We start from the raw sequence: 22,742 nt of genomic DNA on the forward strand, positions 1-22,742 counted from the left end.
AAGTCAGCACGCTCGAGCGAGGCTGTGCGCGAACGGGCCGCGGAGCCAGGCGTCGACCTGCCGCTGCCCGCGCAGCCGGACGATCACCAGGCTCCGGTGCCGGTTCTCGGCGATCACCCGGCGAACCCGCGCGCGCATCACCGGGTGCCGCCGCCACGACTCCCTGACGATGTGGCCGGGATCGGTGAAGAAGGTGCGCAGCGGCGACTCGACGTTGCCGCCCGCGATCGCGGTTCCGTGCCCGAGCCGCCTCTTGACCGTCCGGAACGCCGTTCGCGCGACGACGTAGGGCCGCGGGTGGTCGAGCCAGACGAGAACCTGGGTCCGGGCGGTCATCGCCTCCCGCACGTCCTCGCCCTGCCATTCGATCGCCCACGCGGGCTCTTCGAGAAAGGCCAGCACGTCCTCCCGCCAGGTGGGCCGGACCGTCCAGCCCGGCGCGTGGTAGAAGGATTCGAATTCGACGAACAACAGATCCATCCGCGTGCAGAGCATCCGTGCGAGCGTCGTTTTGCCCGCGCCGGGGGCACCGGCGACCGCTATGCGCCGGAGCGGCTCGACCGGCAGTGGGTCGCGAGGACCGAGGACCCGTATCGCGCGACTCGAAGGCTCAGGCCGGGTGGCGGACACCGGCAAACTCTAAGATCGTCCGAATCCCTCCGCCAACGGTTTTCGCCCCGTAGAGTGCCGGCATGCCCGCCGACAGCGAGTACAGCCGGTTCCTCGACGAACTGCTCCCCGAACTCGAGTTGTCGCTGAGCGAGCGCAAAGACGCCGAAGCGGTGCTGGAGCGCCTCCGCGCCTACTACGCGGAGTTGCCCGCGCCCGGCGAGGAACCCGGCCGGGTCGCCGTCATCGCCCTCGACCCCTGGCGTGACTGGTCCGCCGAGGTGAAGAGCTCGGTGCTGGTCGCGGACCTGGTGATCTGCGACGACCCGCTGCTGTACGTGCAGGACCACATCGAACGGTTCGCCCACTTCTACCGGCGGACCTTCGGCAGCCGGACGGGCGCCCGGCTGCCGGCCCACCTGGCGACCCAGCTCGAGCGGATGTGGGACGTCCTGCCGCTGGTGCGCGCCGGACTGGTCGTGTTCCGGCCGCTGCGCATGGCGGCCGAGGAGACCGTGACCGCGGTCGAGCGCGCGGTCACCGACCACCTCGGCGAACACCTGGAGATGCTCGGCTACGACGTGCTCGGCTATCCGCAGTGGGTCGAATACCGGCTGCCGTTGCTGGCCGAGTGCGCGAAGATCGAGCTGGACCGCGAGCTGTGGACGGAATTCGGCATGGGGCCGGCCGAGATCGCCCGCTTCACCGTCGAGCCGCGGCTGACCCTGCAGTCCCTGACCACGTGGAACGGGCTGCTGCACGCGGAAGCGGTCGACGGGTCGTTCTGGAGCACGTCCGACGCGTACTGGCGGCTGGCCCGGGACGCGATGAACGGCCTGCACCCCGGGGCGCGGCTGCTGTCCTTCGTGGACACGTTCACCCGGCCGGTCCTGGAAGAGATGCCGACGCGGGACCTGCTCGCGATCCGGGGGAACGACGAGGCGTTCGACGCCTTCCGGCGGCACCTCGCGCTGACCGAAGACCTGATCGGCTCCGATCCGGACGAGGAGCGGTTCCCCGCCGACGTCACCCGGATCTTCGACGAGGTGTTCCGGCCGAACATCCGCGTCATCGAGAAAGCCATGCAGTGCAACACTTTGCTGCGTGACCTGCCCTTCGTCCTGGCCACGGCGGGCTTCGCCGTGGCCGGTGGGGTGGCGAGTGCCGCACCACCGGTGGCGACGATCTTCGGTGCCCTTTCGAGCCTCCTGGGCTTCGGTCCCGCGGTCCGGGACGGCCTGCGCCGGGAAGGCAAGGTGCACCAGGAGCCGGCGTTCGTGTTCTGGAAGCTCGGCGTGCCCGGCACGTCCCCGGCCTGAGTCAGAGCAGCCCGGCGGTGGCGGCGTGCGCGGCGGCCGCCGCTCGCGACGACACCCCCAGCTTGCCGCGGATGTTCGAGACGTGGCGGTGCGCGGTGTGGGCGCTGATCCCGAGCCGGCGCGCGATCTCCTGGTCGCTCAACCCGTGCGCGACCAGGCGCAGCACGTCGAGTTCGCGTTCGGAGAGCTCGTGGCGCAGCGACCCGGCCCCGCGGGCGGCCCGGCCGGCCCCGAGGAACTCCCGCACGGCGCGGACGAGCCCGGCCACGTCCCCGCGCCAGGGCAGGTGGTCGGTTCCGTCGAGCGGGACGAAGGCGGCGCCCGGGATGCGCGCGGCAACGTCCTGGCCCAGGGCGAACGGGATGGCGCGGTCGTCGCGGCGGTGCAGGACGAGCGTCGGCACCTCGATCGCGCCCAGCTCGTCCCGGACGTCGAATTCGTACACCGCCGCGAGCGAGCGCGCCGCTTGCTCCGCGGTGAGGCTTGCGCGCTGGAACCGGACGAACTCGTCGCGTTCGGCCGGGGTCGCGGTCGGCAGGAACAGGTCGGCGAGCACCCGGGACCCCACGCCCCAGTGCCGTCCGACGACCGCCAGCAGGGAATCGCGGGCTTCCGCCGTGGCGATCTCGGTGCCGCGGGCGTAGCTGCCGTAGAGGACGAGCCGCTCCACGCGGTCGGGGTGGGCCGCCGTGTACGCCATCGCGGCGCAGCCGCCGGACGATCCGCCGAACAAGGTCACCTTCTCCCCGGCCGCGTCGACGACGGCGCTCAACGCGGCCACTTCGTCGGCGAGTGAGGTGACCAGCGGCCCGGCGGCGTCGGACATGCCGACGCCGGGCCGGTCGTAGCGGAGGAGGGTGAACCGGTCGCCGAGCAGGCCGGCGAACCGGCGGAACAAGGGGTTCTGCCAGTCCAGTTCGAGGTGCCCGCACCACCAGCCGCCGACGACCAGCGGCGGTCCGGCGCCGACGGCGGCCCAGGCGAGGGGGCGGTCGTCCGGGCCACCGGTGAACCGCACGACCTGGTCTTGTTCCGGCATTCCTCGAGCGTAGGCCGTGGCCCGGGCCCGTGTGGCCCGTTCCGGCCAGCCTGCGGAATGGCCCGAGCGGGTGATGCGGCGGGTGGCCGGTGCCTGGTGTGCTGCGTCGCATCGGCGGTGTGGAGGAGGAACGATGGCCGGAGGGGACAGCGTGGGGGCACGGGACGGGCTCTGGGAACGGTTCGGGGCGGCACTGTACGAACCGTTCGTGCGGCGGGGGGAGCGGCTCGGCTTGGCCGACCGGCGCGGGGAACTGCTGCGGCGGGCGCGGGGGCAGGTGGTCGAGATCGGGGCGGGGACCGGGCTCAACGTCGCGCACTACCCCGCGACGGCGGAGGTCGTGCTGACCGAGCCCGTCCCGGCGATGTACCGGCGGCTCGAAAAGCGGGTGGCGGGCCGCGCCGGGATGCGGCTGGTGCAGGCCCCGGCGGACGCGCTGCCGATGGCGGAGGCCAGCGTCGACACGGTCGTGTCGACGCTGGTCCTCTGCACGGTGCCCGACGTCGACCGGGTGCTGGCCGAGCTCGCGCGGGTGCTGCGGCCCGGTGGGCGGCTGCTGTTCTGCGAGCACGTGCGCGCCGAGGACCCGAAGCTCGCCCGCAGGCAGACGCGGCTGGCGGGGCCGTGGGCGGCGTTCGCGCAGGGCTGCCGGTGCGATCGGGACACCGTCGCGTTGCTCAAGCAGCGGTTCCACATCGAGGAGATGAGCACGGCGCGGTGGCGGGGGATGCCTTCGGTGGTGCACCCGCTGATCATCGGGACCGCGACAGCGTGACGGGTGAGGCGTCCTGTGGTTCAATGACGATTGAACCAGTCGAGTGAAGGATGCGGACATGACGCACGCGGAGCGGCACGAGGGCGTCCTGATGACCGGGCGCAACGGTGCGGACGGGACCAAGGCGTTCTACATCGAGATCGAGGCGCGACCGGACAAGGTGGAGGAGGTCCGGGTGATGCTGCGCGACATCCTCGGGTGCGTGGAGGGCGAGCCGGAGACCGGACCCTGGTACGGCGTCCAGTTCGGACCGACCACCTTCGGCATCTTCGAGGTGTTCCCGAGCATCGCCGGCCGTCAGGCCCATGTGGACGGTGGCGGTGGGGACATCTTCCGTGATGTCGAGCGGATGAACGACATCCTGGCCGCGCCGGCCCACGTGCACCGGCTGGACGTCCTGTTCAGCAAGCAGATCTTCACCGCCGCGGGCTGAAGCCGTGTCCGACCGGCCGCACCCGGACCTGGCCGACCTCGGCCTGGCCGATGTCGTGCGCGGATTCGCCGATCCCGCCCGGCTGCACATGGTGCGCACGATGGCCGCGCTCGGCGAATGCGAGTGCTCGCGGGTCTACGCCGATCTCGGGCTGAGCAAGTCCAACGCCTCGCACCACTTCCGGGTGCTGCGCGAGAGCGGCATCCTGCGGCGCACGCAGCGCGGTAACCAGCAGTACGCCGCGCTGCGCCGCGACGAGCTCGACGAACGGTTCCCCGGCTTGCTCGACGCCATCGTCGCGAACGCCGACGCGTGAGCCTCGGCCGCCGTGCTCGAGACCGGCCTGACCACGCTCGCCGCCGGATGAGTGCGTACTCGGCCACGTCCGCCGAACGCGCCGAACGACGCCCCGGCGACGACCTCGTCACCCCGGCGGACGTCGTGATGGACCGCGGCTTCACCGTGGACGCGCCGCCCGAGCTGGTGTGGCCGTGGCTGGTGCAACTCGGCAAACGGCGGGCGGGCTGGTACCTGCCACGCCGGGTCGAGCGGTTCCTGCCGCCGAGCCGGCGGGCACTGCGCCGGCTGGATCCGCGCTGGTCGACGCTGACGTCGTCACCATCGCCGGGATGGCTGCCGGGCTGCGCGCACGACTCGCCCGCCCGGGCCTGCGGCGACAGCCGGACTGCGGGCTGCCCCGAACGTTGCCCCTATTGAGAATAATTCTCATGAGCTGCCCGAAATGAAGGCGAATTGTTTTCGAACAGGTGGGCGCAGAGGTCGTTTCCGGTCACTCCTGGCGAAGTCCGGACAGTACTGTCACGTGCCTTGGCGGAGGGGACACATCTGACCCGGGATCCTTGCGCAACAGGGCTTTTGGCTGGCCATGGCTGTGCTGCCGACAGGTGTCGCAATGACGGTTGTGTCTGCCAGGGTGGATTCCTGGGCAAAATACTCCGAACGGGTGTAATCGATTCGACGCGTGATGGCTGAGCCGAGCTGGTGCGGGTACGCTCCCGGTGGTCTGCGAGCGTTCCCGAGGGAAATGCGTTCGAATCGGCAACCGGCGAAGAAATCCTCAGGAGGCTCGGTGTGCATGAACACCCCGGCAGCTGCCGCGGCACGGGAAAGCGCGGTGAAGTCAGGTTTCCGGCACCAGGGCTGCCTCTACGGCAGCGACGCCGAGTTCCTCGCGATGGCCGTTCCCTTCGCGGAGGACGGGTTGCGCCGGGGTGAGCCGGTGCTGGTCACCACACCGGCGGCCAACCTCCGGCTGCTGCACGCGGTGATGGGCGCGGATGCCGACCGGATCGCCGTCGCGGAGTCGGACTACTTCGGACGGCGGCCGTCGCAGGTGGCCGGCGCGCTGCGGCGCTACTGGGGCCGCCACCGGTCCACCGCGCCGACCGGCACGGTCCGCGTCCTCGCCGAACCCGCCCGGGCCGGCTCCGGTGACGAAGCCGCCTGGCAGCTGACCGAGGCGGAGTTCAACGTGGCGCTGACCGGCACCCGGATCTGGATGCTCTGCCCCTACGACACGAGGGCCACCGCTCCCGGTGTGGTCGAGGTGGCACGCCGCACGCATCCCGAGTACGTCGTGGACGGCGAGCCCCGGCCGTCCGCGCAGTTCCGGGCCCCCGAGGAGGCAGCCGGACCCGCGGCGGCCACGCCGTCGCGCACCGGCGAGGACCTCTTCCGCTTCGAGGGCGACCTGGTCGCCGTGCGGCGCCACGTGCTGGAGCGGGCGAGCGCTCTGCTGCGGTCCGAGGACACCGCCACGCTGTTCGGCATCGCCGTCGGCGAGGCGATGGCCTACCTGCTCGAGCACGGCATCGACCGGGCGGCCGTGTGGGTGCGGCCGGCGGCGGGCCGGGTGGTGTGCACGCTGCACAGCGAACGCCCCGTCGCCGGCCCGGCGTTCTACGGGCCCCGCGCGGCCGCCCGCCCCGGCACCACGTTGTGGATGACCGACCGGATCTGCGAGTGGCTCGACGTCAGCTCCGACACGGCCGGCTGCACCATCGAGCTGGCCATGCGGCAACGGCCCGCCGAGGTGCCGCACCCGGGCCGGGGCTAGGGAGCGGGGTGCGGCCGGGACACATCTGTCCGTCAGTGCAACCGCACGTCGCCGAAGCGGTCCTCGATGCGGCGCAGATCGCGCAGCCGGGGCTCGGTTTGGCCGCCGAGCCAGCGGTTCATCGTTTTCGGGGACACCCCCAGCTCCTCGGCCGCGGTCTCCTTAGTGATCCCGCGGCTGCGCAGTGCTTCGGCCAGCCACTCGGCGAAGCTGGCGGCGGACGCGTCCGGTCCGGCCGGCTGCGGGGGCACCGGCGCCGGCTCCCGGTCGCGGGACGGGAGCACGTCGAACTCGACGCGCCGCGGGTATTTCCGGCAGGAGACCTCGAGCACGCCGGACGGGCCGGCCGCGGTCAGCAGGGCCCGGAGGATCGTGTTGCCCACCTCGCGTTCTTCGGCCTCGGCCAGCGGCGCACCCGCGAGGCACTCCTGGACGAATTCGCGGATTCCCGGAACGGCGGACGGGCGGGCGGGAAAGATCTTCGTGATGATTTCGACCGGCACGACCTCGATCGAATTGCCTGCTGACCGGCCCACCGATTCCACCACGATCAATGTCCCTTCCGCCGGGAGTCCAGTGTAGTCGTCCCCGCGATTTCCGGCTGCGGGTCGGTCTTGCCGCTGCTGCCGGACGGGTTTACGCTGGGCGTCCGCCCAGGGAAGGTGCCGTCGATGGTCAGGGCCCCGCAGACCGGCAACGGCCCGGCGGACGACTCCGAGAACAATCCACCGGCTGTCCATATTTTGTGGATGAATGGCGGGCTGAGCTGCGACGGCGAATCGGTTGCGCTGACCGCGGCCACTCAGCCGAGTATCGAAGAGATCGTTCTCGGCGGTCTTCCCGGCCTGCCCGAGGTCGCCATGCACTGGCCGTTCCTCGATTTCTGCAGCGGGCCCGACGGAGGTGCCGACAGCTTCATCGAATGGTGGCACCGCGCGGACCGCGGCGAGCTCGAGCCGTTCATCCTGATCGTCGAGGGTTCGATCGCCGACGAGACGAACAAGGCCGAGGGCTACTGGTCCGGGTTCGGCACCGACCCCGCGACCGGTCAGCCCGTGACGGCGAGCGAGTGGCTCGACCGGCTGGCCCCCAAGGCGATGGCGATCCTGGCCGTGGGCACCTGCGCGAGCTACGGCGGCGTGCACGCGATGGCCGGCAACCCCACCGGCGCCATGGGCGTGCCCGAGTACCTCGGCCGGGACTGGCGGTCGTGGGCCGGGCTGCCCATCGTGTGCGTGCCCGGCTGCCCGGTCCAGCCGGACAACCTCTCGGAGACCATCCTCCACCTGCTGTTCCAGGTGGCCGGGCGGGCACCGGAGATCGACGTCGACGAGGCATTGCGCCCGAAGTGGCTGTTCGGGAACACCGTCCACGAAGGGTGCGACCGGGCCGGGTACTACGAGCAGGACGAGTTCGCCGATCAGCACGGTTCGCCCCAATGCCTGGTCAAGCTGGGTTGCTGGGGCCAGGTGGTCAAGTGCAACGTGCCCAAGCGGGGCTGGATCAACGGCGTCGGCGGGTGCCCGAACGTCGGGGGCATCTGCATCGGCTGCACGATGCCGGGCTTCCCGGACAAGTTCATGCCGTTCATGGAGGACCCGGCCGGCGCCGGCGGCCCGACGGCGACCAGCAGCGTCTCCGGGTCCGCGATCCGCATCCTGCGGGAGATCCGGACGGCGGCCGACCGGTGAACGTGCCCGGCGACCCCGCTGTCCCGAGCCCCGGAGAACGCCTCGAGACACTTCTGGCCATCCTGCTGGCCGGTCCCGGCCGGCGGCCTGCCGAAGAGATCGTCCGGCAGCTGACGGACCTGTACGGCGAAGGCCTGACCCGCATCGTCGGCACGCTGCGCGAGCACGCCCCGGCGCTGGTCGGGGCGATCGCCGCCGACGACGTCGTCGCGAGCCTGCTGGCGCTGCACGACCTGCACCCCCTCGACGCGCAGGCGCGGGTCCGCCGGGCCCTGGACCGGATCCGCCCGCAGGTGGGCGCGGTCGGCTACCTGGGCATCGACGACGGCGTGGTCCGGCTGAGCCTCGGTGCGAGCCGGGGCTGCTCGTCCGCGGCGCGCACGGCCCGTGCGACGGTCGAAGCCGCCGTCCGGGACGCCGCCCCGGAGGTCAGCGGCGTCGAGATCGTCGCCGAAGCCGTCCCGGCGCTGTACCAGATCGGCATGGGACCACCCGGCGCTCCGGAAGGGAGAGCGTCGTGAGTGTCGGCACCGGAGCCACGCATCCCGCGTTCGCCCGGGACCGGCGCTCCGCTCGGCCGGAGCGGTGCGAGCTCTGCGGAACACCGGTGGCGGCGCGGCACGGCCACGTGGTCGACACCGGCCGCCGTGGCCTGCTGTGCGCGTGCCGCGCGTGCTTCCTGCTGTTCACCCGTTGCCCGGCTGGAGAAGTGCGGTATCGCGCCGTACCAGAGCGCTACCTGTGGGATCCCCGGCGCCCGATCGCCGGCCTCGACTGGCATGGGCTCGGGATCCCGGCGCGCTTCGCGTTCTTCATCCCCTGCGGCACCCGCGTCACCGCGTTCCAGCCGGGACCGGCCGGCGTGGCCGAGACGGCCCTTCCGCCCGGCCTCTGGACGCAGCTCGCCGCGGAGCACCCGCTGCTGGCCACGGCCGAGCCGGACGTCGAGGCGATCGTGGTCCGCGGGGGCGAGCGCGGCACGGACTGCTTCCTCGTGCCCGTCGACGTGGGCTACCGGCTGGCCGGCGCGGTCCGCCGGTACTGGACCGGCGGCGACGGCGGCCCCGAACTGCACGAACGCGTCGGCGAGCTGTTCGCGGAGATCGGACAGCGGGCCCGGCCCCTGCGGTAGCGACGCGGCCCGGCTCGGGCGCAGACTGAGCGGGTGCGGGTGGCCGTCCGGGTCGTCGGGGTGGTGCAGGGCGTGGGGTTCCGGCCCTTCGTCCACCAGCTGGCGGTGCGGCTCGGGCTCAGCGGGTTCGTCGGGAACGACGTGCACGGTGTCTTCGCCGAGGTCGAAGGCGCGCCATCGGGGGTCGAGCGCTTCGTCGGCGCGCTCGAGGCCGAAGCGCCGCCCCTGGCCGTCGTCGATGACGTGCGGGTGCGGGAGATCCCCACCGTGGGCGGGGCCGGGTTCCGGATCGTCGAAAGTCCCCGGGGTGGCCGTGCCGATACGTTGATCTCGGCCGATTCCGCCACCTGTGACGACTGCCTTCGCGAACTCTCCGATCCCGCGGACCGGCGGTTCCGGTACCCCTTCGTGAACTGCACGAACTGCGGCCCGCGGTTCACCATCGTGCGGGGCGTGCCCTACGACCGGCCGCTCACCACCATGGCCGGCTTCGCGATGTGCGCCGCGTGCAAGCAGGAGTACGAGGACCCGGCCGACCGGCGGTTCCACGCCCAGCCCGTCTGCTGTCCGGCCTGCGGGCCCACGCTGCGGTTCGAGCCCGGTGGCGGGGATCCGCTCCCGGCGACCGTCGAAGCCCTGCGCGATGGGGCCATCGTGGCCGTGAAAGGGCTGGGCGGCTACCACCTCGCCGTCGGCGCCCGGCACGAGGAAGCCGCGCGACGGCTGCGGCAGCGCAAGCACCGCGAGGACAAGCCGTTCGCCGTCATGGTCGCCGACCTCGCGCAGGCCCGGGAGCTGGCCGACGTCGGCCCGGCGGCCGAAGAAGCGCTCGGCAGCAGGCGACGGCCCATCGTGCTGTTGCCGAAGAAGGCGGACCTCGCGGCCGCCGTCGCGCCCGGGAACCGGCGGATCGGGCTCATGCTGCCCTACACCCCGCTGCACCACCTGCTGCTGGAGCGCACCGGGCCGATCGTGCTGACCAGCGCGAACGTCTCCGATGAGCCCATCGTCCACCGCGACGAAGACCTCGGCCGCCTCGAGGGCATCGCCGACGCCTTCCTCACCCACGACCGGCCGATCCACGTCCGGACCGACGACTCGGTGGTGCGCATCGTCGGGACGAAACCCCAGCTCCAGCGGCGTTCGCGGGGTTACGCGCCCGAGCCCGTCACCCTGAACCACCCGGCGCGAAAGCACCTCCTCGGCTGCGGCGCCGAACTCAAGAACACCTTCTGCCTGGCCAAGGGCCGCCACGCCTTCGTCTCGCACCACATCGGCGACCTCGAGAACTACGAGACGCTGAAGGCGTTCACCGAAGGCATCGAGCACTTCAAGCACCTCTTCGACGTCGACCCGGTGCTGGTCGCGCACGACCTGCACCCCGAGTACCTGTCCACGAAATACGCGCTCGAGCAGGACGTCGAGCTCCTGGGCGTCCAGCACCACCACGCCCACATCGCCGCCTGCCTGGCCGACAACGGAGAGGACGGCCCGGTCCTCGGCGTCGCCTTCGACGGCACCGGCTTCGGCCCCGACGGCACCATCTGGGGTGGCGAGTTCCTCCTCGCCGACCTCACGAGCTATGAACGACTCACCCACCTGCGGCCGGTCGCCATGCCCGGGGGTGTGATGGCCATCCGGCAGCCGTGGCGGATGGCGGCGTCCTATGTGGACGAACTCGGGCGGCCGGCGCGGGCAGACATCGTGCAGCTCAAGCGCAGCGGACTCAACTCACCTCTGACCTCCAGTGCCGGACGCCTCTTCGACGCGGCCGCGGCGCTGCTCGGCGTCCGGGACACCATCACCTACGAGGGCCAGGCCGCCATCGAGCTGGAACAGCTGGCCGACCCGGCCGAGAAGACCGCCTACCACGCACGAATCGACGAGGAAATCCACGGCGAAGACCTCATCGCCGCGCTCCTGGACGACTCCGGCACCAGGGCGCAGCGAGCCGCCCGGTTCCACAACGGTGTCGCCGCGGCGATCGTGGACACCTGCGGCCGGTTGCGGGACCACAGCACGACGGTCGCGCTCTCCGGTGGCGTCTTCCAGAACGTCCTGCTGCTGGACCGGACCGTGGAAGGCCTGGAACGGCACGGCTTCCGCGTCCTGACCCACCGGAACGTGCCCACCAATGACGGCGGGATCAGCTTCGGACAGGTTGCCGTAGCCAGTCGTACCACTCGGTGAGGCCGTCGCCGCGCGTCGCGCTGACCTGGAGCAGTGCGGCCGACTGGTTCACGCGGCGGACGTCCCGCTCGAACTCGTCGACGTCGAAGTCGACGTAGGGCAGCAGGTCGACCTTGTTCAGCAGCACGAGGTCCGTCGCGGCGAACATGTGCGGGTACTTCAGCGGCTTCCCGGGCCCCTCGGTCACCGACAGGACCACGACCCGCGCCGCCTCGCCGAGGTCGAACAGCGCCGGGCAGACCAGGTTGCCGACGTTCTCGACGAACACCGTCGAGCCCTGCGCGGGCGCCAGCGAATGCAGCGCCCGGTGCAGCATCGACGCGTCGAGGTGGCAGCCCGCGCCGGTGTTGATCTGCACCACCGGTGCGCCGGTGGCCTTGATCCGCTCGGCGTCCAGCAGCGTCTCCTGGTCGCCCTCGATCACCGCGCACGGCACGTCGAGGTCCCGGATGGTCCGCTCCAGCAGCGTCGTCTTCCCGGCGCCGGGCGAGCTCATCAGGTTGATCGCGAAGACGTCCGAGTCACGCAGGTGCGCGCGGTTGTGCGACGCGAGTTCGTCGTTCTTCGCCAGGATGTCCTGCTCCATGACCACCGTGTGCGCGTGATCGGTGATCCGGACGTGCCCGGTGTCGGAGCAGCCGCAGGTGTCGCACATGTCAAACCTCCACCGAGGTGATGCGCAGTTCGCGCCCGGTCAGCACTTCGGCATCGGCGCTGCCGCAGGGACACAGCACGATGAAGTCGTCGAGGCCGAACTCCTCGCCGCAGTCGCGGCAGCGGGCCCGGCCCGCCGGCTCGGCGATGTCCAGCCGGGCGCCTTCGAGCGACGTCCCCGTGCAGAGGACGTCGAAGCAGAACCGGACGCTGTCCGGCACCACGCCGGACAGGCGCCCGATCTCCAGCCGCACGGTCTTCACCGCCGCCTCGCCGAGGCGGGCGACGATCGCGTCGACGACCGACTGCGTGATCGCCATTTCGTGCACTAGCAGATCCTCGGCAGCGGGTCCCCGACCAGCAGGTCCACGATCCGGGTGCCGCCGAACGCGGTGTTCAGCAGCACGATCCCGGGCGGGTCGCCGGCGATCCGCCCGATCACGGCGGCGTCCGCGCCGAGCGGGTGCGCGCGCAACGCGGCCAGCGCGTCTTCTGCCTGCGAGCCGTCGACGACGACCACGATCCGGCCTTCGCAGGCGACGTACAGCGGGTCGATGCCCAGCAGCTCCGACGCGCCGCGGACCTCCTCCCGGACCGGGACGGCCTTCTCGTCGACGACCACGGCGACCTCCGCGGCTTTCGCGATCTCGTTGAGGATCGTCGCGACGCCGCCGCGGGTCGCGTCCCGCATCGCGCGCACGCCGGGGACCGCGGCCAGCAGCCCGGCGACCAGGTCGTGCACCGGGGCGGTGTCGGACTCGAGGTCGGCGTCGATGTCCAGCTCGCCGCGGGCCAGCATGATCGTGACGCCGTGGTCGCCGATCGGCCCGGAGACGAGGACGGCGTCTCCGGGCTTCGCGGTGGCGACGCCGAGCCCGGTGCGGGTGAGCACCCCGACCCCGGCGGTGTTGATGTAGACGCCGTCGGCCTTGCCGCGCTGCACGACCTTCGTGTCGCCGGTGACGATCTGCACGCCGGCCGCTTCGGCGGCCGTCTTCATCGACTCGACGATCTTCAGCAGGTCCTCGACGGGAAAGCCCTCCTCGAGGATGAATCCCGCGGTCAGGTACAACGGCCGCGCGCCGGAGACGGCGAGGTCGTTGACCGTGCCGTTCACGGCCAGGTCGCCGATGTTCCCGCCGGGGAAGAACAGCGGCGAGACGACGTAGGAGTCCGTGGTCAGGGCCAGCCGGGCGTCGCCGATGGTCAGCGACGCCGCGTCTTCCAGGGGCTCGAGCAGCGGGTTGCGGAACGCGTCGAGGAACACGGCCTCGATGAGCGTGTGCGTCGACTTGCCGCCGGCGCCGTGGGACAGCGTGATGCGCTCTTCACGCACCTTCGCGCGCCGCCGCCGCGCCCGCTCGATGCGGTCGAGGACCTGCTGCTCGCGCTCGGTGGTGGTCATGCGCGGCTCGCCTCCCGGACGCGCTGGCGGCTGAACCGGCCGAAGTTGTAGTACGCCGCGCAGGCGCCTTCGGGCGAGACCATGCACGTCCCGATCGGCGTCTCCGGGGTGCACGCGGTGCCGAACACCTTGCACTCCCACGGCTTCAGCACGCCCTTGAGCACCTCGCCGCACTGGCACGCCTTCGGGTCGGCGACGCGCAGGCCGGGGATCTCGAAGATCCGTTCGGCGTCGAACTTCGCGTACTTCTCGCGGATCGCCATCGCCGAGTGCGTGATGAACCCGAGGCCGCGCCACTCGAAGTACGGCCGCAGCTCCATCACCTCGTTGATGGCCTTCAACGCCACGATGTTCCCGTTCCACGGCACGACCCGCGAGTACTGGTTCTCGACCTCCGACCGGTTTTCGGACAGCTGCACCATCAACATGTAGATCGACTGCAGGATGTCCAGGGGCTCGAACCCGGCGACGACGACGGGCTTGCCGTAGTCGCGCGCGATGAACTCGTACGGACGGCAGCCGATCACCGTCGACACGTGTCCGGGACCGATGAAGCCGTCGAGCCGCAGGTCGGGGGAGTCGAGGATGGCCTTGATCGCCGGGATGATCGTGACGTGGTTGCCGAACACCGAGAAGTTCTCGATGCCTTCGGCGGCCGCGCGCAGCAGCGTCATCGCGGTGGACGGCGTGGTCGTCTCGAACCCGATGGCCATGAACACCACCCGCAGGTCCGGGTTCTGCCGCGCGATCTTCAGCGAGTCCAGCGGCGAATACACCATGCGGATGTTGGTGCCCTCGGCGTTGGAGTCGAAGAAGTTCCCGCCGGAGCCGGGCACGCGCATCATGTCGCCGAACGACGTCATGAGCACCCCGGGCTGCCGGGCGATGTGGATGGCGTCGTCGATGCGGCCCATCGGGATCACGCACACCGGACAGCCCGGCCCGTGCACCAGTGTGATGCTCTCGGGCAGGTAGTCCTCGAGGCCGTGCTTGTAGATCGTGTGCGTGTGCCCGCCGCAGACCTCCATGAACTTGTAGTGGCGGCCCGGCTCGCACAACGACGTGATCTTCGCGGACAGCGCCCGCGCCTTCTCCGCGTCGCGGAACTCGTCGACGAAACGCATGACGACTCCTCTATTCGATCCGGGATTCCAGTAGCGCGGCCATCTCGTCCTCGTACGCCTTGCCGATGCTTTCGAGGAAGTCCAGCGCGGCCGCCGCTTCCGCTTCGTCTATTTTGGACAGTGCGAAGCCGACGTGGATGAGGATCCACTCGCCGGGCTTCGGCGGGTCGTCTTCGAGCAGCCCGATGTTGATGGTCCGCTTGACGCCGCTCACCGAGACTTTCGCGAGGTCCGGGCGTTCCTCGCTGACTTCGATGATCTCGCCCGGGATGCCGAGGCACATGGCTCAGACCTCCGTGGTTTGCAGCTGTGGGCTGGTGCCCCAGGTCAGTTCGGTGACCGCGCGGACGGCGGCCGGAACGGCCGCGGCCACTTCGGGTGACAACCCGATCCCTTCGTCGAGGCACGCCGGTTCGCAGCCGACGAGCAGGACCCGCCCGGCGTCGCCGCCGAGCAGCCGGAGCAGCCGGAACACCGCGTCCGGCTGCATGCCGTGCGCGTCGATCGACGCCGCCGCCAGGTCCTCGGTGTCGGCTTCGATGAGCGAGAGGGTGCCGGGTGGGCGGCCGTGCGGGGTCGCGTCGAGCAGGATCGTCGTGTCGTAGCCGCCCATCAGGTCGTAGGCGAGGTGCATGCCGGCGATGCCGTAGTCGGCGATCTGCACCCAGGGTGGCAGATCGGCGCCCTCCAGCTCCTTGATGACCTCCACGCCGAAACCGTCGTCGCTCAGGAAGATGTTGCCGATGCCCGCGACCAGGACTCGTGGCCTCATTCCGCGACCTCCAAGGGTTCGATTTCGTCGGGGGAGAAGTACCGGTACCGGCCGTGCGCGTGCTGCAGGTCGGCGCCGGGGTCGTCGTCGAGCGTGACCGCGACGTGCGTGGCGCCGTCCACATCGGACAGGACCACCCGGACGGTGGCGGTCTTGCCGATGAGGAACATGTCCTGGGCGTCGGCGCCGCGCAGGTTCGGCCGCAGGCGGACGCGGGACCCTTCGGCGACGCGCACCCCGGCGACGGTCACCGAGGGCCCGGCCGGGCGCACGGACCGGATCGCGCCGTGCAGCCGTTCCAGCAGCTCGGGCGGCATCGTGTCGACGCGGTCGACGATGGCCGCCGCGCGCGGGTCGGTGGCCCGGGCCTCGCGCTTCTCCTCGTCGGTCAGCGTCATCGTGCGCAGGGTGAGGATCTCGTCGATCTCGGTGCCGTCGAAGAGGTCACCCGGGCTTTCCGGCGCGATCGCCGGGTCGTCGTAGAGGATGATCGGCGACGCGAGCACCACCGTGCTGCGCGAGGTGTCGCCGATCAGCACCGGCCACAGCCGCTCCTGCCGGCAGGTTTCGACCGCCGGCTTCGCCCACTCCGGCGGGTCCAGCATCGACAGGAAGTGCCCGGTGTCGACGCTGAGCACGAGGTGGGCGGCGAGCAGCGCGTGCCGCAGGGCGTGCCGCCGGACGCCGTCGGAGGGCCACGACGTCGTGTTGTGCACGTCGACACGCAGCCGGGTGCCGCCGAACGGCCCGTCGAGCGGGTCGGCCCGGGCGGTGAGGACGCCGGACAGCTCATGCGTCCGCTGCCCGTCGCCCGGCACCTGGAACGGCCTCTCGGCCGGCAGTTCCGCAAGGGGCAGCTCGAAGTCGATCTCGTGCTCTACGGCTTCGTCCCACGTGGAATCCTGCGTCCGGGTCTGCAGGAACCGCAGCTTGACGTGCAGGACCGTGTGGTCCGACGGTTCGAGGAGGCATTCGACGCGGGCGGAGGAGTGCTCGCCGATCTCGGCCGACGCGTACGACGGCGGCACCAGCACACCCCACTGCCAGCGCACGCGGTTCTTCCCCGCCGACGCCCGGTACGGGTAGAGGAGGTAGCCCTCGTAGAGCACGGCGTCGCCGATCGCGCGAGCCTGGTCCCGGACGTTCATGACCCACCGGCCAGCAACCGCTCGATCGCCGCTTCCCAGGTCGGGATCGCGTGCTCCGCCTTGTACTTGAGCAGCGCGTCGAGCGTTTCGTGCGGCAGCTTGATCCACCCGGCGTTCGGGAAGTAGCGGGACATCAGCTCGTCCCAGACGGTCACCGGCATCCGGCACTCGGCCTGCGTGTGCCACGGCACCTGCTCGACCCAGAACCCCGGGCCGCCCTTGCCGAACACGGTGCCGCTGAACAGCAGCACCATCGGCACGACGCCCTCGGACAACGCGTGGAAGTACTTGCCGGCCGCGACCTCCAGGTCGTAGGTGCACGGCACCTCGACGTCGACCTCGGTGGCGCCGGAGAACCCCGGCACGGTCACCGACACGGAGGTGAACTGGAACGGCTTCAGCGTCTCGCCCCACCGGGAGCGGTCGCCGAAGAGGTGGGTGAGCAGCTCCGACTCGTCGTCGGCGTACCGGCGGCGCTGCGGCTCGATGCGGATCTGCACGCGCAGCACCATCGCGTGGACGGGCTGCCCGGTCAGCTCGGAGATCCGCAGCTTGAACGCCAGCGTCGGCGACGCGGCGTACTTCAGCGGCCGGACGTCGATGCAGTCGAAGGTCAGTTCAGCCATCCGCCACGACCTCGCTGCGCTCCCGCAGGTGCGCGAAGAACCCGTCGATGGCTTCGTGCGCCTCGGTGCCGCCGTCGAAGCCCCGCCACGTCGAGCGCACGATCCCGACCAGCTCGTAGCAGACGTCGATCGGCACCAGGAAGCATTCGAAGCCGAGGTCGAGCTGGTTCAGCAGCAGGGCTTCGACGTCGTCGGCGATGTCGGCGAACGCCGGTGTGCCCGCCAGCAGGTCGTCCCACGTGCCGAGCGGCAGCAGCGACTCGGTCGCCCCCGCCGGGCTCGGGTAGAACGCGACCGGGCGGTCCTGCACCGAATTGCGGAACAGGAACGCCGTCTTCACCGGGATCCCGGCCGTCTCCCACAGCGCGGTCCCCGGCCCGAACCGGGGGGCGTGCCGATACCGGTCCGGCACCGCCCGGTGCCGCTTCCCGCCCGCCCCGCGGTGGGTGAAGAGCAGGTAGCAGCCCCGGCAGGTGCACAGGATCGCCCGGGATTCGAGGTCGATGACGTGCCCGTGTTCCACGCTGATCGGTTCCGCGCACATCTCGCACTTCTCGCCCGGCGCGGCGCGCCGGACGGGAGTGCGGAACCTGCGCAGGCCGCCCGTCACGAGACCTCCACCGGACACGGGACCAGCGGCAGCAGCGGCCGCCCGCCCGGACCGGTTTCCTCCGGCACGACTCCTTCGACGACGACTTCGGAGATCTCCGGCGCCGCCTCCCGGACGACCCGCTCGATGGCGTACTTCGCGGTGACCGTCGACGACGGGCAGCCGTCGCAGGTGCCCTGCAGCCGCAGCCGCAGGACACCGTCGGCGATCTCGACGAACTCGACGTCGCCGGCGTGGGAACCCAGGTACGGCCGGACCTTGTCGAGGGCCTCGGTGACCCGCTCGTGCGTGGACCGCGGGTGCAGGTCGTGCAGCACGAGCAGGCCGCGGACGTGGTCGTCCTCGGCGAGCCGGTCGAGCAGGGGCCGGTCGACGAGCTCCACGATCCGGGCCAGGCCGGCCCCGTAGAACTCGAGCAGCGTGTGGACGAGGTCCTCGGCGAGCTCGGCGTCCGCGCCGGAGAACTCGCCCAGCAGCTGCTCGATGCGCTCGCCGACCCGGTCGACGTCGGTCATCAGCCGAGCTCCCCGCCGAACGCGTGCGGGGTGTGCAGCCGCTCGATGACCTTGCCCTGGCCGGTGTACATGTGGACGCCGCAGGGCAGGCAGGGGTCGAAGCTGCGGACCGCGCGCATGATGTCGATGCCCTTGAAGTTCTCCTGCGTGTTCTCCTCGAAGATCGGCGTGTTCTGCACGGCGTCCTCGTACGGCCCCGGCGTGCCGAAGCTGTCGCGCACGCTGCCGTTCCACGGCGTCGGCGGGTACGGGTGGTAGTTGGCGATCTTGCCGCCCTTGATCACCATGTGGTGCGACAGCACCCCGCGGACGGCTTCGGTGAAGCCGCAGCTGACGCCTTCGTCCGGGACCTTGAACGGCTCCCACGTCTTGGTGCGGCCCTGGCGGACCTCACCCAGTGCCTGCTCGGCGAAGTGCAGGGCCAGCGCCGCCGAATACGCCTGGAAGTACGTCCGGGCGCGGTTGCGCTCGAGCGCGTTGCTCCACTGCGGGATCTTCCACTCGAAGGCGACCTCGGGCTTGGTCGCCGTGCGCGGCAAGGTGATCGTGACGCTGTGCCCGGTCGACTTGACGTACGGCGTGTCGACGAGTCCGGCCAGCGCCGTGACCCACAGGCGCGCGATCGGGCCGCCACCGGTGTCGAGGGCCAGGTGGTCCGTGCCGTCGAACCAGCGCGGCGACATCGTCCACGAGTACTTGCCGTCGAAGTCTCGCTTGGCCGGGCGCGGGATCGTGTGCTGGTTCCACGGGTGGCGCTGGTCGACCGTGTTGCCCAGCGGGTCCTGCGTGACGAACATCGGCTGGTCCGCCCAGTCTTCGTAGAACGAGCTGCCGAGCAGGATCCGGATGCCGAGGTTGATGTCGAGCAGGCTCGTCGTGACGAGCTTGCCGTCGACGACCACGCCGGGCGTCACGAACATCTTGCGGCCCCAGGACTCCATGTTCTCGTAGCTGAAGTCGCAGTGTTCGGGGTCGTTCAGGCTGCCCCAGCAGCCGAGCAGGACGCGCCGCCGCCCGACTTCTTCGTAGCCGGGCAGGGCTTCGTAGAAGAAGTCGAAGAGGTCGTCGTGCATCGGCAGGCAGCGCTTCATGAACTCGACGTAGCGCATGAGCCGGGTCAGGTAGTCGGTGAACAGCTGGACGGTGGCCACCGTGCCGACGCCGCCCGGGTACAAAGTGGACGGATGGACGTGCCTGCCTTCCATCAGGCAGAACATCTCGCGCGTGCTGCGGCTGACCTGCAGCGCCTCGCGGTAGAACTCGCCTTCCAGCGGGTTGAGCGAGCGCATGATGTCGCCGATGGTCTTGTACCCGTGGTCACGCGCGTGCGGCGCCTCGGTGCGGTTGGCCTGCTCCAGGACGCCGGGGTTGGTCTCGGCGACCATCTTCTCGCAGTAGTCGACCCCGACCAGGTTCTCCTGGAAGATGTTGTGGTCGAACATGTACTCGGCGGCCTCGCCGAGGTTGAGGATCCACTCGCCCAGGTGCGGCGGGCGGACGCCGTAGGCCATGTTCTGGGCGTACACCGAGCAGGTCGCGTGGTTGTCGCCGCAGATCCCGCAGATCCGGCTGGTGATGAAGTGCGCGTCGCGCGGGTCCTTGCCCTTCATGAAGATGCTGTAGCCGCGGAACACCGACGACGTGCTGTGGCACTCGACGACCCGCTTGGCCGCCCAGTCGATCTTCGTGTAGATGCCGAGGCTGCCGACGATCCGGGTGATCGGGTCCCACGCCATTTCGACGAGGTCGGTCTTGCCCTTGGTGCTGATGCCCTTGTCGGTCTGCGTTTCCGTCATGTCCACTCCCTTGAGTGTTACAGGCCCTTCAGCGCCAAGAAGACTTGTAGCCGGTGTTGAGCTTCTTGCCCGTGTGCCGCCACTTCGGCTCCTTGTCGAGCTTGCGCTCGGTGATCTTCCGCAGCCGCCGGATCACCGACCCGTACGCGCCGCTGGCCAGCGACGAGACCTGCGCGCCCGGCGGCTCGTCCATGAACGGCATGAACTTGTCCGGGAAGCCGGGCATGGTGCAGCCGATGCAGATGCCGCCGACGTTCGGGCAGCCGCCGACGCCGTTGATCCAGCCGCGCTTGGGCACGTTGCACTTGACGACCGGGCCCCAGCAGCCCAGCTTGACCAGGCACTTCGGGGAGCCGTACTCGGTCGCGAACTGGCCCTGCTCGTAGTAGCCGCCGCGGTCGCAGCCCTCGTGCACGGTCGCGCCGAACAGCCACTGCGGCCGCAGGTGGTCGTCGAGCGGGATCATCGGCGCCTGCCCGGCGGCCTGGTAGAGCAGGTAGGTGATGGTCTCGGACAGGTTGTCCGGGTGGGTCGGGCAGCCGGGCACGCAGACGATCGGGATGCCGGCGCCGGACTTCCAGTCCCAGCCCAGGTAGTCGGGCACGCCCATGGCGCCGGTCGGGTTGCCCTCCATCGCGTGGATGCCGCCGTAGGTGGCGCAGGTGCCGACGGCCATCACGGCCAGCGCCTTGGGCGTCAGGCGGTCCAGCCACTCGCTGGTGGTCATCGGCTGGCCGGTCTCGGGGTTGTTGCCGAACCCGCACCAGTAGCCTTCGTCCTTGATCGCCTCGTTCGGGATCGAGCCTTCGATGACCAGCACGAACGGTTCCAGCTCACCGCGGTCGGCTTTGTAGAACCACTCGATGAACGTGTCGGCCCCCTTGTCGGGGCCGCATTCGAAGTCGATCAGCGGCCAGTGGACCGCGATCTTGGGCAGGCCGGGCAAAGCGCCGAGGACGATTTCCTCGATGCTCGGTTGCGTGGCGGCCGTCAGCGCGACGGAGTCGCCGTCGCAGGACAGACCGGCGTTGATCCAGAGGATGTGGATGGGCTGTTCTTCGGTCTCGGTCTTCTCTGCGGCATGCGTCACGGCTGATCAACCCCGCATTCGTCGAGTGCGCCGAGGGTCAGCTCCCACAGCGCGTGGTAAAGGGTCGTCTGGGCTTCCTGGATGCGGTGCACGGACGGTGACGGGACGACGAAGAGGTGGTCGATGCTGTCCAGCTCGGCCATCTTCCCGCCGTCGTAGCCGGCGATGCCGACGGTCACCAGGCCGCGCCGGGCGGCTTCGTCGAAGGCGCGCACCAGGTTCGCGGAGTTCCCGCTGGTGGACAGGCCCACCGCGATGTCGCCGGGCCGCCCGAACGCGCCGATCTGGCGGGCGAACACGACGTCGAACCCGATGTCGTTGGAAAGGGCGGTCACCACGGCGATGTCGTTCGTCAACCCGAAGGCGGGCAACGGCCGGGCGTCGCCCGCCGGGCTCAGGAACAGGCTGGCCAGGTCCTGCGCGTCGGTCGAGCTCCCGCCGTTGCCGAACGCGAGCAGCCGGCCGCCGCCGCGGAACGCGCGCGCGAGGTCCTGCGCGCACGCGAACAGGCGGTCGCGGTCGGCCGCGAGCACGTCGCCGCGGAGGGCGACGATCTCGTGCACTTTGTCCACAGTGGACTTTTCCACCTGGCGGAGGACGGCGTCGACGTCGCTGGCACCCGCGTACAGGAACGGGTACAGCGCTTCGAGACCGTCGGTGACGGGGTGTTCCCGCGTCATACCGGTTCTCCCGCGGCTAGGAGTTCTCCAAGCGTGCGATGGCTTCTCCGGCGTGCACCAGGATGCGGTCGCCGACGCCGGCCTCGACCAGCGCGACACTGACCTCTTCCCGGGTGGACCCGGTGTCCACGACGGCGAGCTCGTCTTCGAGGAGCTCGACCACGGTCACCTCGACCGCGGTGTCGGAGCAGGTGATGCACACCCCGTCGTGACAGACGGGGCCGGCTGCTCTGTCGGCGTCACGGGCGCTCACGACGCCACCTCCGGGGTCAGCACACCCGGGTGTTCGAAGAACACGTGCACCAGCTCCCACAGCACGTGGTAGGTGGTCACGTGCACCTCCTTGACGATCCGCGGGTCGGCCGAGCGGGCGATGAAGACGTGGTCCAGCCCTGGAGTCGCGGCAATCGCGCCACCGTTACGGCCGGTCAGTGCGACGGTGAGCATCCCGAGGTCACGGGCCGTTTCGAGAGCGCGGCGCACGTTGGCGCACTCGCCGTCGGTCGAGATGCCCAGGGCGATGTCGGCCGGTTCGCCGATGATCCGCAGCTGGTGGGCGAAGACGTCTTCGAGGCCGACGCGGTTGGCGACGCCGGTGACGGTCGCGACGTCGGCGGTCAGCGAGAGCGCCGGCAGCGCGCGCTTGCCGACGATCACCGGGTGGACGAACTCGACCGCGACGTGCTGGGCATCGGTGCTGGGACCGCCGTTGCCGAACACCACGAGCTTGCCGCCGCGGTGGAAGCGGCGGGCCATGCCGTGGCACGCCTCGGCCACCGTCCTGGCGTCCTCGGCCAGGGCGAGCACGGGTGCCTTCCGGCGCTCGAAGAGGGCGTCGACGGAGTCCGGGTGATTCGGTGACCACGACATCGCGGCACTTCCTCGGGGCTGCTGCTCGGTGGTGGGAGCCCACCCCAAGGCTAGAGGTGTGAGTTGGATCACACAAGAGATCGAACGTGGTCTCTGCTCCCCCAACTGGGTCTGATCAGCCGCTCGGCCGTGGTGCTCGCGGTCCTCCGGCACGTGCTCCGCCCGGGCGAGCCACGGTTCCGCCTCA

The 22,742-nt window shown here is 70.6% G+C and carries 28 protein-coding genes; 10 read left to right on the forward strand and 18 right to left on the reverse strand.

Annotated features, from left to right (window positions below):
- Positions 1-3 precede the first annotated feature (3 nt).
- Entirely contained in the window at positions 4-495 is a 492-nt protein-coding gene (locus ISP_RS20000) for an adenylate kinase (RefSeq protein ID WP_013225623.1), read from the reverse strand.
- A gap of 197 nt (positions 496-692) precedes the next feature.
- Here ISP_RS20000 and ISP_RS20005 point away from each other — a divergent pair, with 197 nt between their 5' ends.
- Positions 693-1,928, forward strand: coding sequence for a hypothetical protein (locus tag ISP_RS20005; RefSeq protein ID WP_013225624.1), 1,236 nt, complete (start codon positions 693-695; stop codon positions 1,926-1,928).
- Between the two features lies 1 nt (position 1,929).
- Here ISP_RS20005 and ISP_RS20010 read toward each other — a convergent pair whose 3' ends face one another.
- Positions 1,930-2,967 carry an alpha/beta fold hydrolase gene (locus ISP_RS20010; RefSeq protein ID WP_013225625.1) on the reverse strand — a complete coding sequence of 346 codons (1,038 nt, stop codon included), beginning with the start codon at positions 2,965-2,967 and terminating at the stop codon, positions 1,930-1,932.
- A 133-nt stretch (positions 2,968-3,100) separates the two neighbouring features.
- On the opposite strand from ISP_RS20010, the gene ISP_RS20015 reads away from it, so the two are divergent.
- From ISP_RS20015 to ISP_RS20035, 5 genes are all read left to right on the forward strand, one after another.
- Positions 3,101-3,742 carry a class I SAM-dependent methyltransferase gene (locus ISP_RS20015; protein WP_013225626.1) on the forward strand — a complete coding sequence of 214 codons (642 nt, stop codon included), beginning with the start codon at positions 3,101-3,103 and terminating at the stop codon, positions 3,740-3,742.
- Positions 3,743-3,800: 58 nt separating this feature from the next.
- Positions 3,801-4,175, forward strand: coding sequence for a putative quinol monooxygenase (locus ISP_RS20020; protein ID WP_013225627.1), 375 nt, complete (start codon positions 3,801-3,803; stop codon positions 4,173-4,175).
- Between the two features lie 4 nt (positions 4,176-4,179).
- Positions 4,180-4,491, forward strand: a complete 312-nt coding sequence (locus ISP_RS20025) for an ArsR/SmtB family transcription factor (protein WP_013225628.1) — start codon at positions 4,180-4,182, stop codon at positions 4,489-4,491.
- A gap of 47 nt (positions 4,492-4,538) precedes the next feature.
- On the forward strand, positions 4,539-4,892 hold the full coding sequence (locus ISP_RS20030; RefSeq protein ID WP_013225629.1) for a hypothetical protein: 354 nt from the start codon (positions 4,539-4,541) through the stop codon (positions 4,890-4,892).
- A gap of 379 nt (positions 4,893-5,271) precedes the next feature.
- On the forward strand, positions 5,272-6,252 hold the full coding sequence (locus ISP_RS20035; protein WP_230468858.1) for an MEDS domain-containing protein: 981 nt from the start codon (positions 5,272-5,274) through the stop codon (positions 6,250-6,252).
- A gap of 32 nt (positions 6,253-6,284) precedes the next feature.
- Here ISP_RS20035 and ISP_RS20040 read toward each other — a convergent pair whose 3' ends face one another.
- Complete coding sequence (locus ISP_RS20040) at positions 6,285-6,800, reverse strand: helix-turn-helix domain-containing protein (RefSeq protein ID WP_230468859.1); 516 nt, start codon at positions 6,798-6,800, stop codon at positions 6,285-6,287.
- 123 nt (positions 6,801-6,923) lie between these two features.
- Here ISP_RS20040 and ISP_RS20045 point away from each other — a divergent pair, with 123 nt between their 5' ends.
- From ISP_RS20045 to hypF, 4 genes are read left to right on the forward strand one after another with little or no spacing between them, the layout of a single operon-like run.
- The gene (locus ISP_RS20045; RefSeq protein ID WP_013225632.1) at positions 6,924-7,943 is read left to right on the forward strand and encodes a hydrogenase small subunit; all 1,020 of its coding nucleotides are present in this window, start codon (positions 6,924-6,926) and stop codon (positions 7,941-7,943) included.
- Entirely contained in the window at positions 7,940-8,464 is a 525-nt protein-coding gene (locus tag ISP_RS20050) for a NifU family protein (protein WP_013225633.1), read from the forward strand. The genes ISP_RS20045 and ISP_RS20050 overlap by 4 nt, the downstream gene beginning before the upstream one ends.
- Entirely contained in the window at positions 8,461-9,075 is a 615-nt protein-coding gene (locus ISP_RS20055) for a DUF5947 family protein (RefSeq protein ID WP_013225634.1), read from the forward strand. Before ISP_RS20050 ends, ISP_RS20055 begins: the two co-directional genes overlap by 4 nt.
- A 33-nt stretch (positions 9,076-9,108) precedes the next feature.
- Positions 9,109-11,265, forward strand: a complete 2,157-nt coding sequence (gene hypF, locus ISP_RS20060; protein ID WP_013225635.1) for a carbamoyltransferase HypF — start codon at positions 9,109-9,111, stop codon at positions 11,263-11,265.
- Here hypF and hypB read toward each other — a convergent pair.
- The 15 genes from hypB to ISP_RS20135 are packed head-to-tail and all read right to left on the reverse strand — an operon-like array spanning position 11,222 to position 22,555.
- Positions 11,222-11,920 carry a hydrogenase nickel incorporation protein HypB gene (gene hypB / locus ISP_RS20065; protein WP_013225636.1) on the reverse strand — a complete coding sequence of 233 codons (699 nt, stop codon included), beginning with the start codon at positions 11,918-11,920 and terminating at the stop codon, positions 11,222-11,224. The two genes, hypF and hypB, sit on opposite strands and share 44 nt — an antisense overlap.
- A 1-nt stretch (position 11,921) precedes the next feature.
- Positions 11,922-12,248, reverse strand: coding sequence for a hydrogenase maturation nickel metallochaperone HypA/HybF (locus ISP_RS20070; protein WP_013225637.1), 327 nt, complete (start codon positions 12,246-12,248; stop codon positions 11,922-11,924).
- Complete coding sequence (gene hypE, locus ISP_RS20075) at positions 12,248-13,324, reverse strand: hydrogenase expression/formation protein HypE (protein ID WP_013225638.1); 1,077 nt, start codon at positions 13,322-13,324, stop codon at positions 12,248-12,250. Before hypE ends, ISP_RS20070 begins: the two co-directional genes overlap by 1 nt.
- Entirely contained in the window at positions 13,321-14,448 is a 1,128-nt protein-coding gene (gene hypD, locus ISP_RS20080; protein ID WP_013225639.1) for a hydrogenase formation protein HypD, read from the reverse strand. Before hypD ends, hypE begins: the two co-directional genes overlap by 4 nt.
- A gap of 10 nt (positions 14,449-14,458) precedes the next feature.
- A complete protein-coding gene (locus ISP_RS20085; protein WP_013225640.1) occupies positions 14,459-14,731 on the reverse strand; it encodes a HypC/HybG/HupF family hydrogenase formation chaperone in 273 nt (90 codons plus the stop codon).
- 3 nt (positions 14,732-14,734) lie between these two features.
- Positions 14,735-15,220: a hydrogenase maturation protease gene (locus ISP_RS20090; protein WP_013225641.1), complete on the reverse strand. Its 486-nt coding sequence runs from the start codon at positions 15,218-15,220 to the stop codon at positions 14,735-14,737.
- Positions 15,217-16,368, reverse strand: coding sequence for a hypothetical protein (locus tag ISP_RS20095; RefSeq protein ID WP_013225642.1), 1,152 nt, complete (start codon positions 16,366-16,368; stop codon positions 15,217-15,219). Before ISP_RS20095 ends, ISP_RS20090 begins: the two co-directional genes overlap by 4 nt.
- On the reverse strand, positions 16,365-16,994 hold the full coding sequence (locus ISP_RS20100; RefSeq protein ID WP_013225643.1) for a DUF6084 family protein: 630 nt from the start codon (positions 16,992-16,994) through the stop codon (positions 16,365-16,367). Before ISP_RS20100 ends, ISP_RS20095 begins: the two co-directional genes overlap by 4 nt.
- The gene (locus ISP_RS20105) at positions 16,987-17,604 is read right to left on the reverse strand and encodes a DUF5947 family protein (protein WP_014467021.1); all 618 of its coding nucleotides are present in this window, start codon (positions 17,602-17,604) and stop codon (positions 16,987-16,989) included. Before ISP_RS20105 ends, ISP_RS20100 begins: the two co-directional genes overlap by 8 nt.
- Entirely contained in the window at positions 17,601-18,119 is a 519-nt protein-coding gene (locus tag ISP_RS20110) for a NifU family protein (protein ID WP_013225645.1), read from the reverse strand. Before ISP_RS20110 ends, ISP_RS20105 begins: the two co-directional genes overlap by 4 nt.
- Complete coding sequence (locus ISP_RS20115; protein WP_013225646.1) at positions 18,119-19,915, reverse strand: nickel-dependent hydrogenase large subunit; 1,797 nt, start codon at positions 19,913-19,915, stop codon at positions 18,119-18,121. Before ISP_RS20115 ends, ISP_RS20110 begins: the two co-directional genes overlap by 1 nt.
- Positions 19,916-19,943: 28 nt before the next feature.
- On the reverse strand, positions 19,944-21,005 hold the full coding sequence (locus tag ISP_RS20120) for a hydrogenase small subunit (protein WP_013225647.1): 1,062 nt from the start codon (positions 21,003-21,005) through the stop codon (positions 19,944-19,946).
- A complete protein-coding gene (locus ISP_RS20125) occupies positions 21,002-21,685 on the reverse strand; it encodes a D-sedoheptulose-7-phosphate isomerase (protein ID WP_013225648.1) in 684 nt (227 codons plus the stop codon). Before ISP_RS20125 ends, ISP_RS20120 begins: the two co-directional genes overlap by 4 nt.
- A gap of 16 nt (positions 21,686-21,701) precedes the next feature.
- Complete coding sequence (locus ISP_RS20130) at positions 21,702-21,887, reverse strand: HypC/HybG/HupF family hydrogenase formation chaperone (protein WP_013225649.1); 186 nt, start codon at positions 21,885-21,887, stop codon at positions 21,702-21,704.
- Between the two features lie 47 nt (positions 21,888-21,934).
- Positions 21,935-22,555 (reverse strand): D-sedoheptulose-7-phosphate isomerase, encoded by a 621-nt coding sequence (locus ISP_RS20135; protein ID WP_013225650.1) that lies wholly within the window; start codon positions 22,553-22,555, stop codon positions 21,935-21,937.
- Positions 22,556-22,742 lie beyond the last annotated feature (187 nt).

Origin of the sequence: Amycolatopsis mediterranei (assembly GCF_026017845.1) — a bacterium.
Classification (GTDB): domain Bacteria; phylum Actinomycetota; class Actinomycetes; order Mycobacteriales; family Pseudonocardiaceae; genus Amycolatopsis; species Amycolatopsis mediterranei.

Bases quoted from the DNA above. Each gene is read 5' to 3' on its own strand.
- ISP_RS20000 (WP_013225623.1), bottom strand. From the start codon at position 495: ATGCTCTGCACGCGGATGGATCTGTTGTTCGTCGAATTCGAATCCTTC.
- ISP_RS20005 (WP_013225624.1), top strand. From the start codon at position 693: ATGCCCGCCGACAGCGAGTACAGCCGGTTCCTCGACGAACTGCTCCCC.
- ISP_RS20010 (WP_013225625.1), bottom strand. From the start codon at position 2,967: ATGCCGGAACAAGACCAGGTCGTGCGGTTCACCGGTGGCCCGGACGAC.
- ISP_RS20015 (WP_013225626.1), top strand. From the start codon at position 3,101: ATGGCCGGAGGGGACAGCGTGGGGGCACGGGACGGGCTCTGGGAACGG.
- ISP_RS20020 (WP_013225627.1), top strand. From the start codon at position 3,801: ATGACGCACGCGGAGCGGCACGAGGGCGTCCTGATGACCGGGCGCAAC.
- ISP_RS20030 (WP_013225629.1), top strand. From the start codon at position 4,539: ATGAGTGCGTACTCGGCCACGTCCGCCGAACGCGCCGAACGACGCCCC.
- ISP_RS20035 (WP_230468858.1), top strand. From the start codon at position 5,272: ATGAACACCCCGGCAGCTGCCGCGGCACGGGAAAGCGCGGTGAAGTCA.
- ISP_RS20045 (WP_013225632.1), top strand. From the start codon at position 6,924: ATGGTCAGGGCCCCGCAGACCGGCAACGGCCCGGCGGACGACTCCGAG.
- hypB (WP_013225636.1), bottom strand. From the start codon at position 11,920: ATGTGCGACACCTGCGGCTGCTCCGACACCGGGCACGTCCGGATCACC.
- hypE (WP_013225638.1), bottom strand. From the start codon at position 13,324: ATGACCACCACCGAGCGCGAGCAGCAGGTCCTCGACCGCATCGAGCGG.
- hypD (WP_013225639.1), bottom strand. From the start codon at position 14,448: ATGCGTTTCGTCGACGAGTTCCGCGACGCGGAGAAGGCGCGGGCGCTG.
- ISP_RS20085 (WP_013225640.1), bottom strand. From the start codon at position 14,731: ATGTGCCTCGGCATCCCGGGCGAGATCATCGAAGTCAGCGAGGAACGC.
- ISP_RS20090 (WP_013225641.1), bottom strand. From the start codon at position 15,220: ATGAGGCCACGAGTCCTGGTCGCGGGCATCGGCAACATCTTCCTGAGC.
- ISP_RS20095 (WP_013225642.1), bottom strand. From the start codon at position 16,368: ATGAACGTCCGGGACCAGGCTCGCGCGATCGGCGACGCCGTGCTCTAC.
- ISP_RS20100 (WP_013225643.1), bottom strand. From the start codon at position 16,994: ATGGCTGAACTGACCTTCGACTGCATCGACGTCCGGCCGCTGAAGTAC.
- ISP_RS20110 (WP_013225645.1), bottom strand. From the start codon at position 18,119: ATGACCGACGTCGACCGGGTCGGCGAGCGCATCGAGCAGCTGCTGGGC.
- ISP_RS20115 (WP_013225646.1), bottom strand. From the start codon at position 19,915: ATGACGGAAACGCAGACCGACAAGGGCATCAGCACCAAGGGCAAGACC.
- ISP_RS20125 (WP_013225648.1), bottom strand. From the start codon at position 21,685: ATGACGCGGGAACACCCCGTCACCGACGGTCTCGAAGCGCTGTACCCG.
- ISP_RS20135 (WP_013225650.1), bottom strand. From the start codon at position 22,555: ATGTCGTGGTCACCGAATCACCCGGACTCCGTCGACGCCCTCTTCGAG.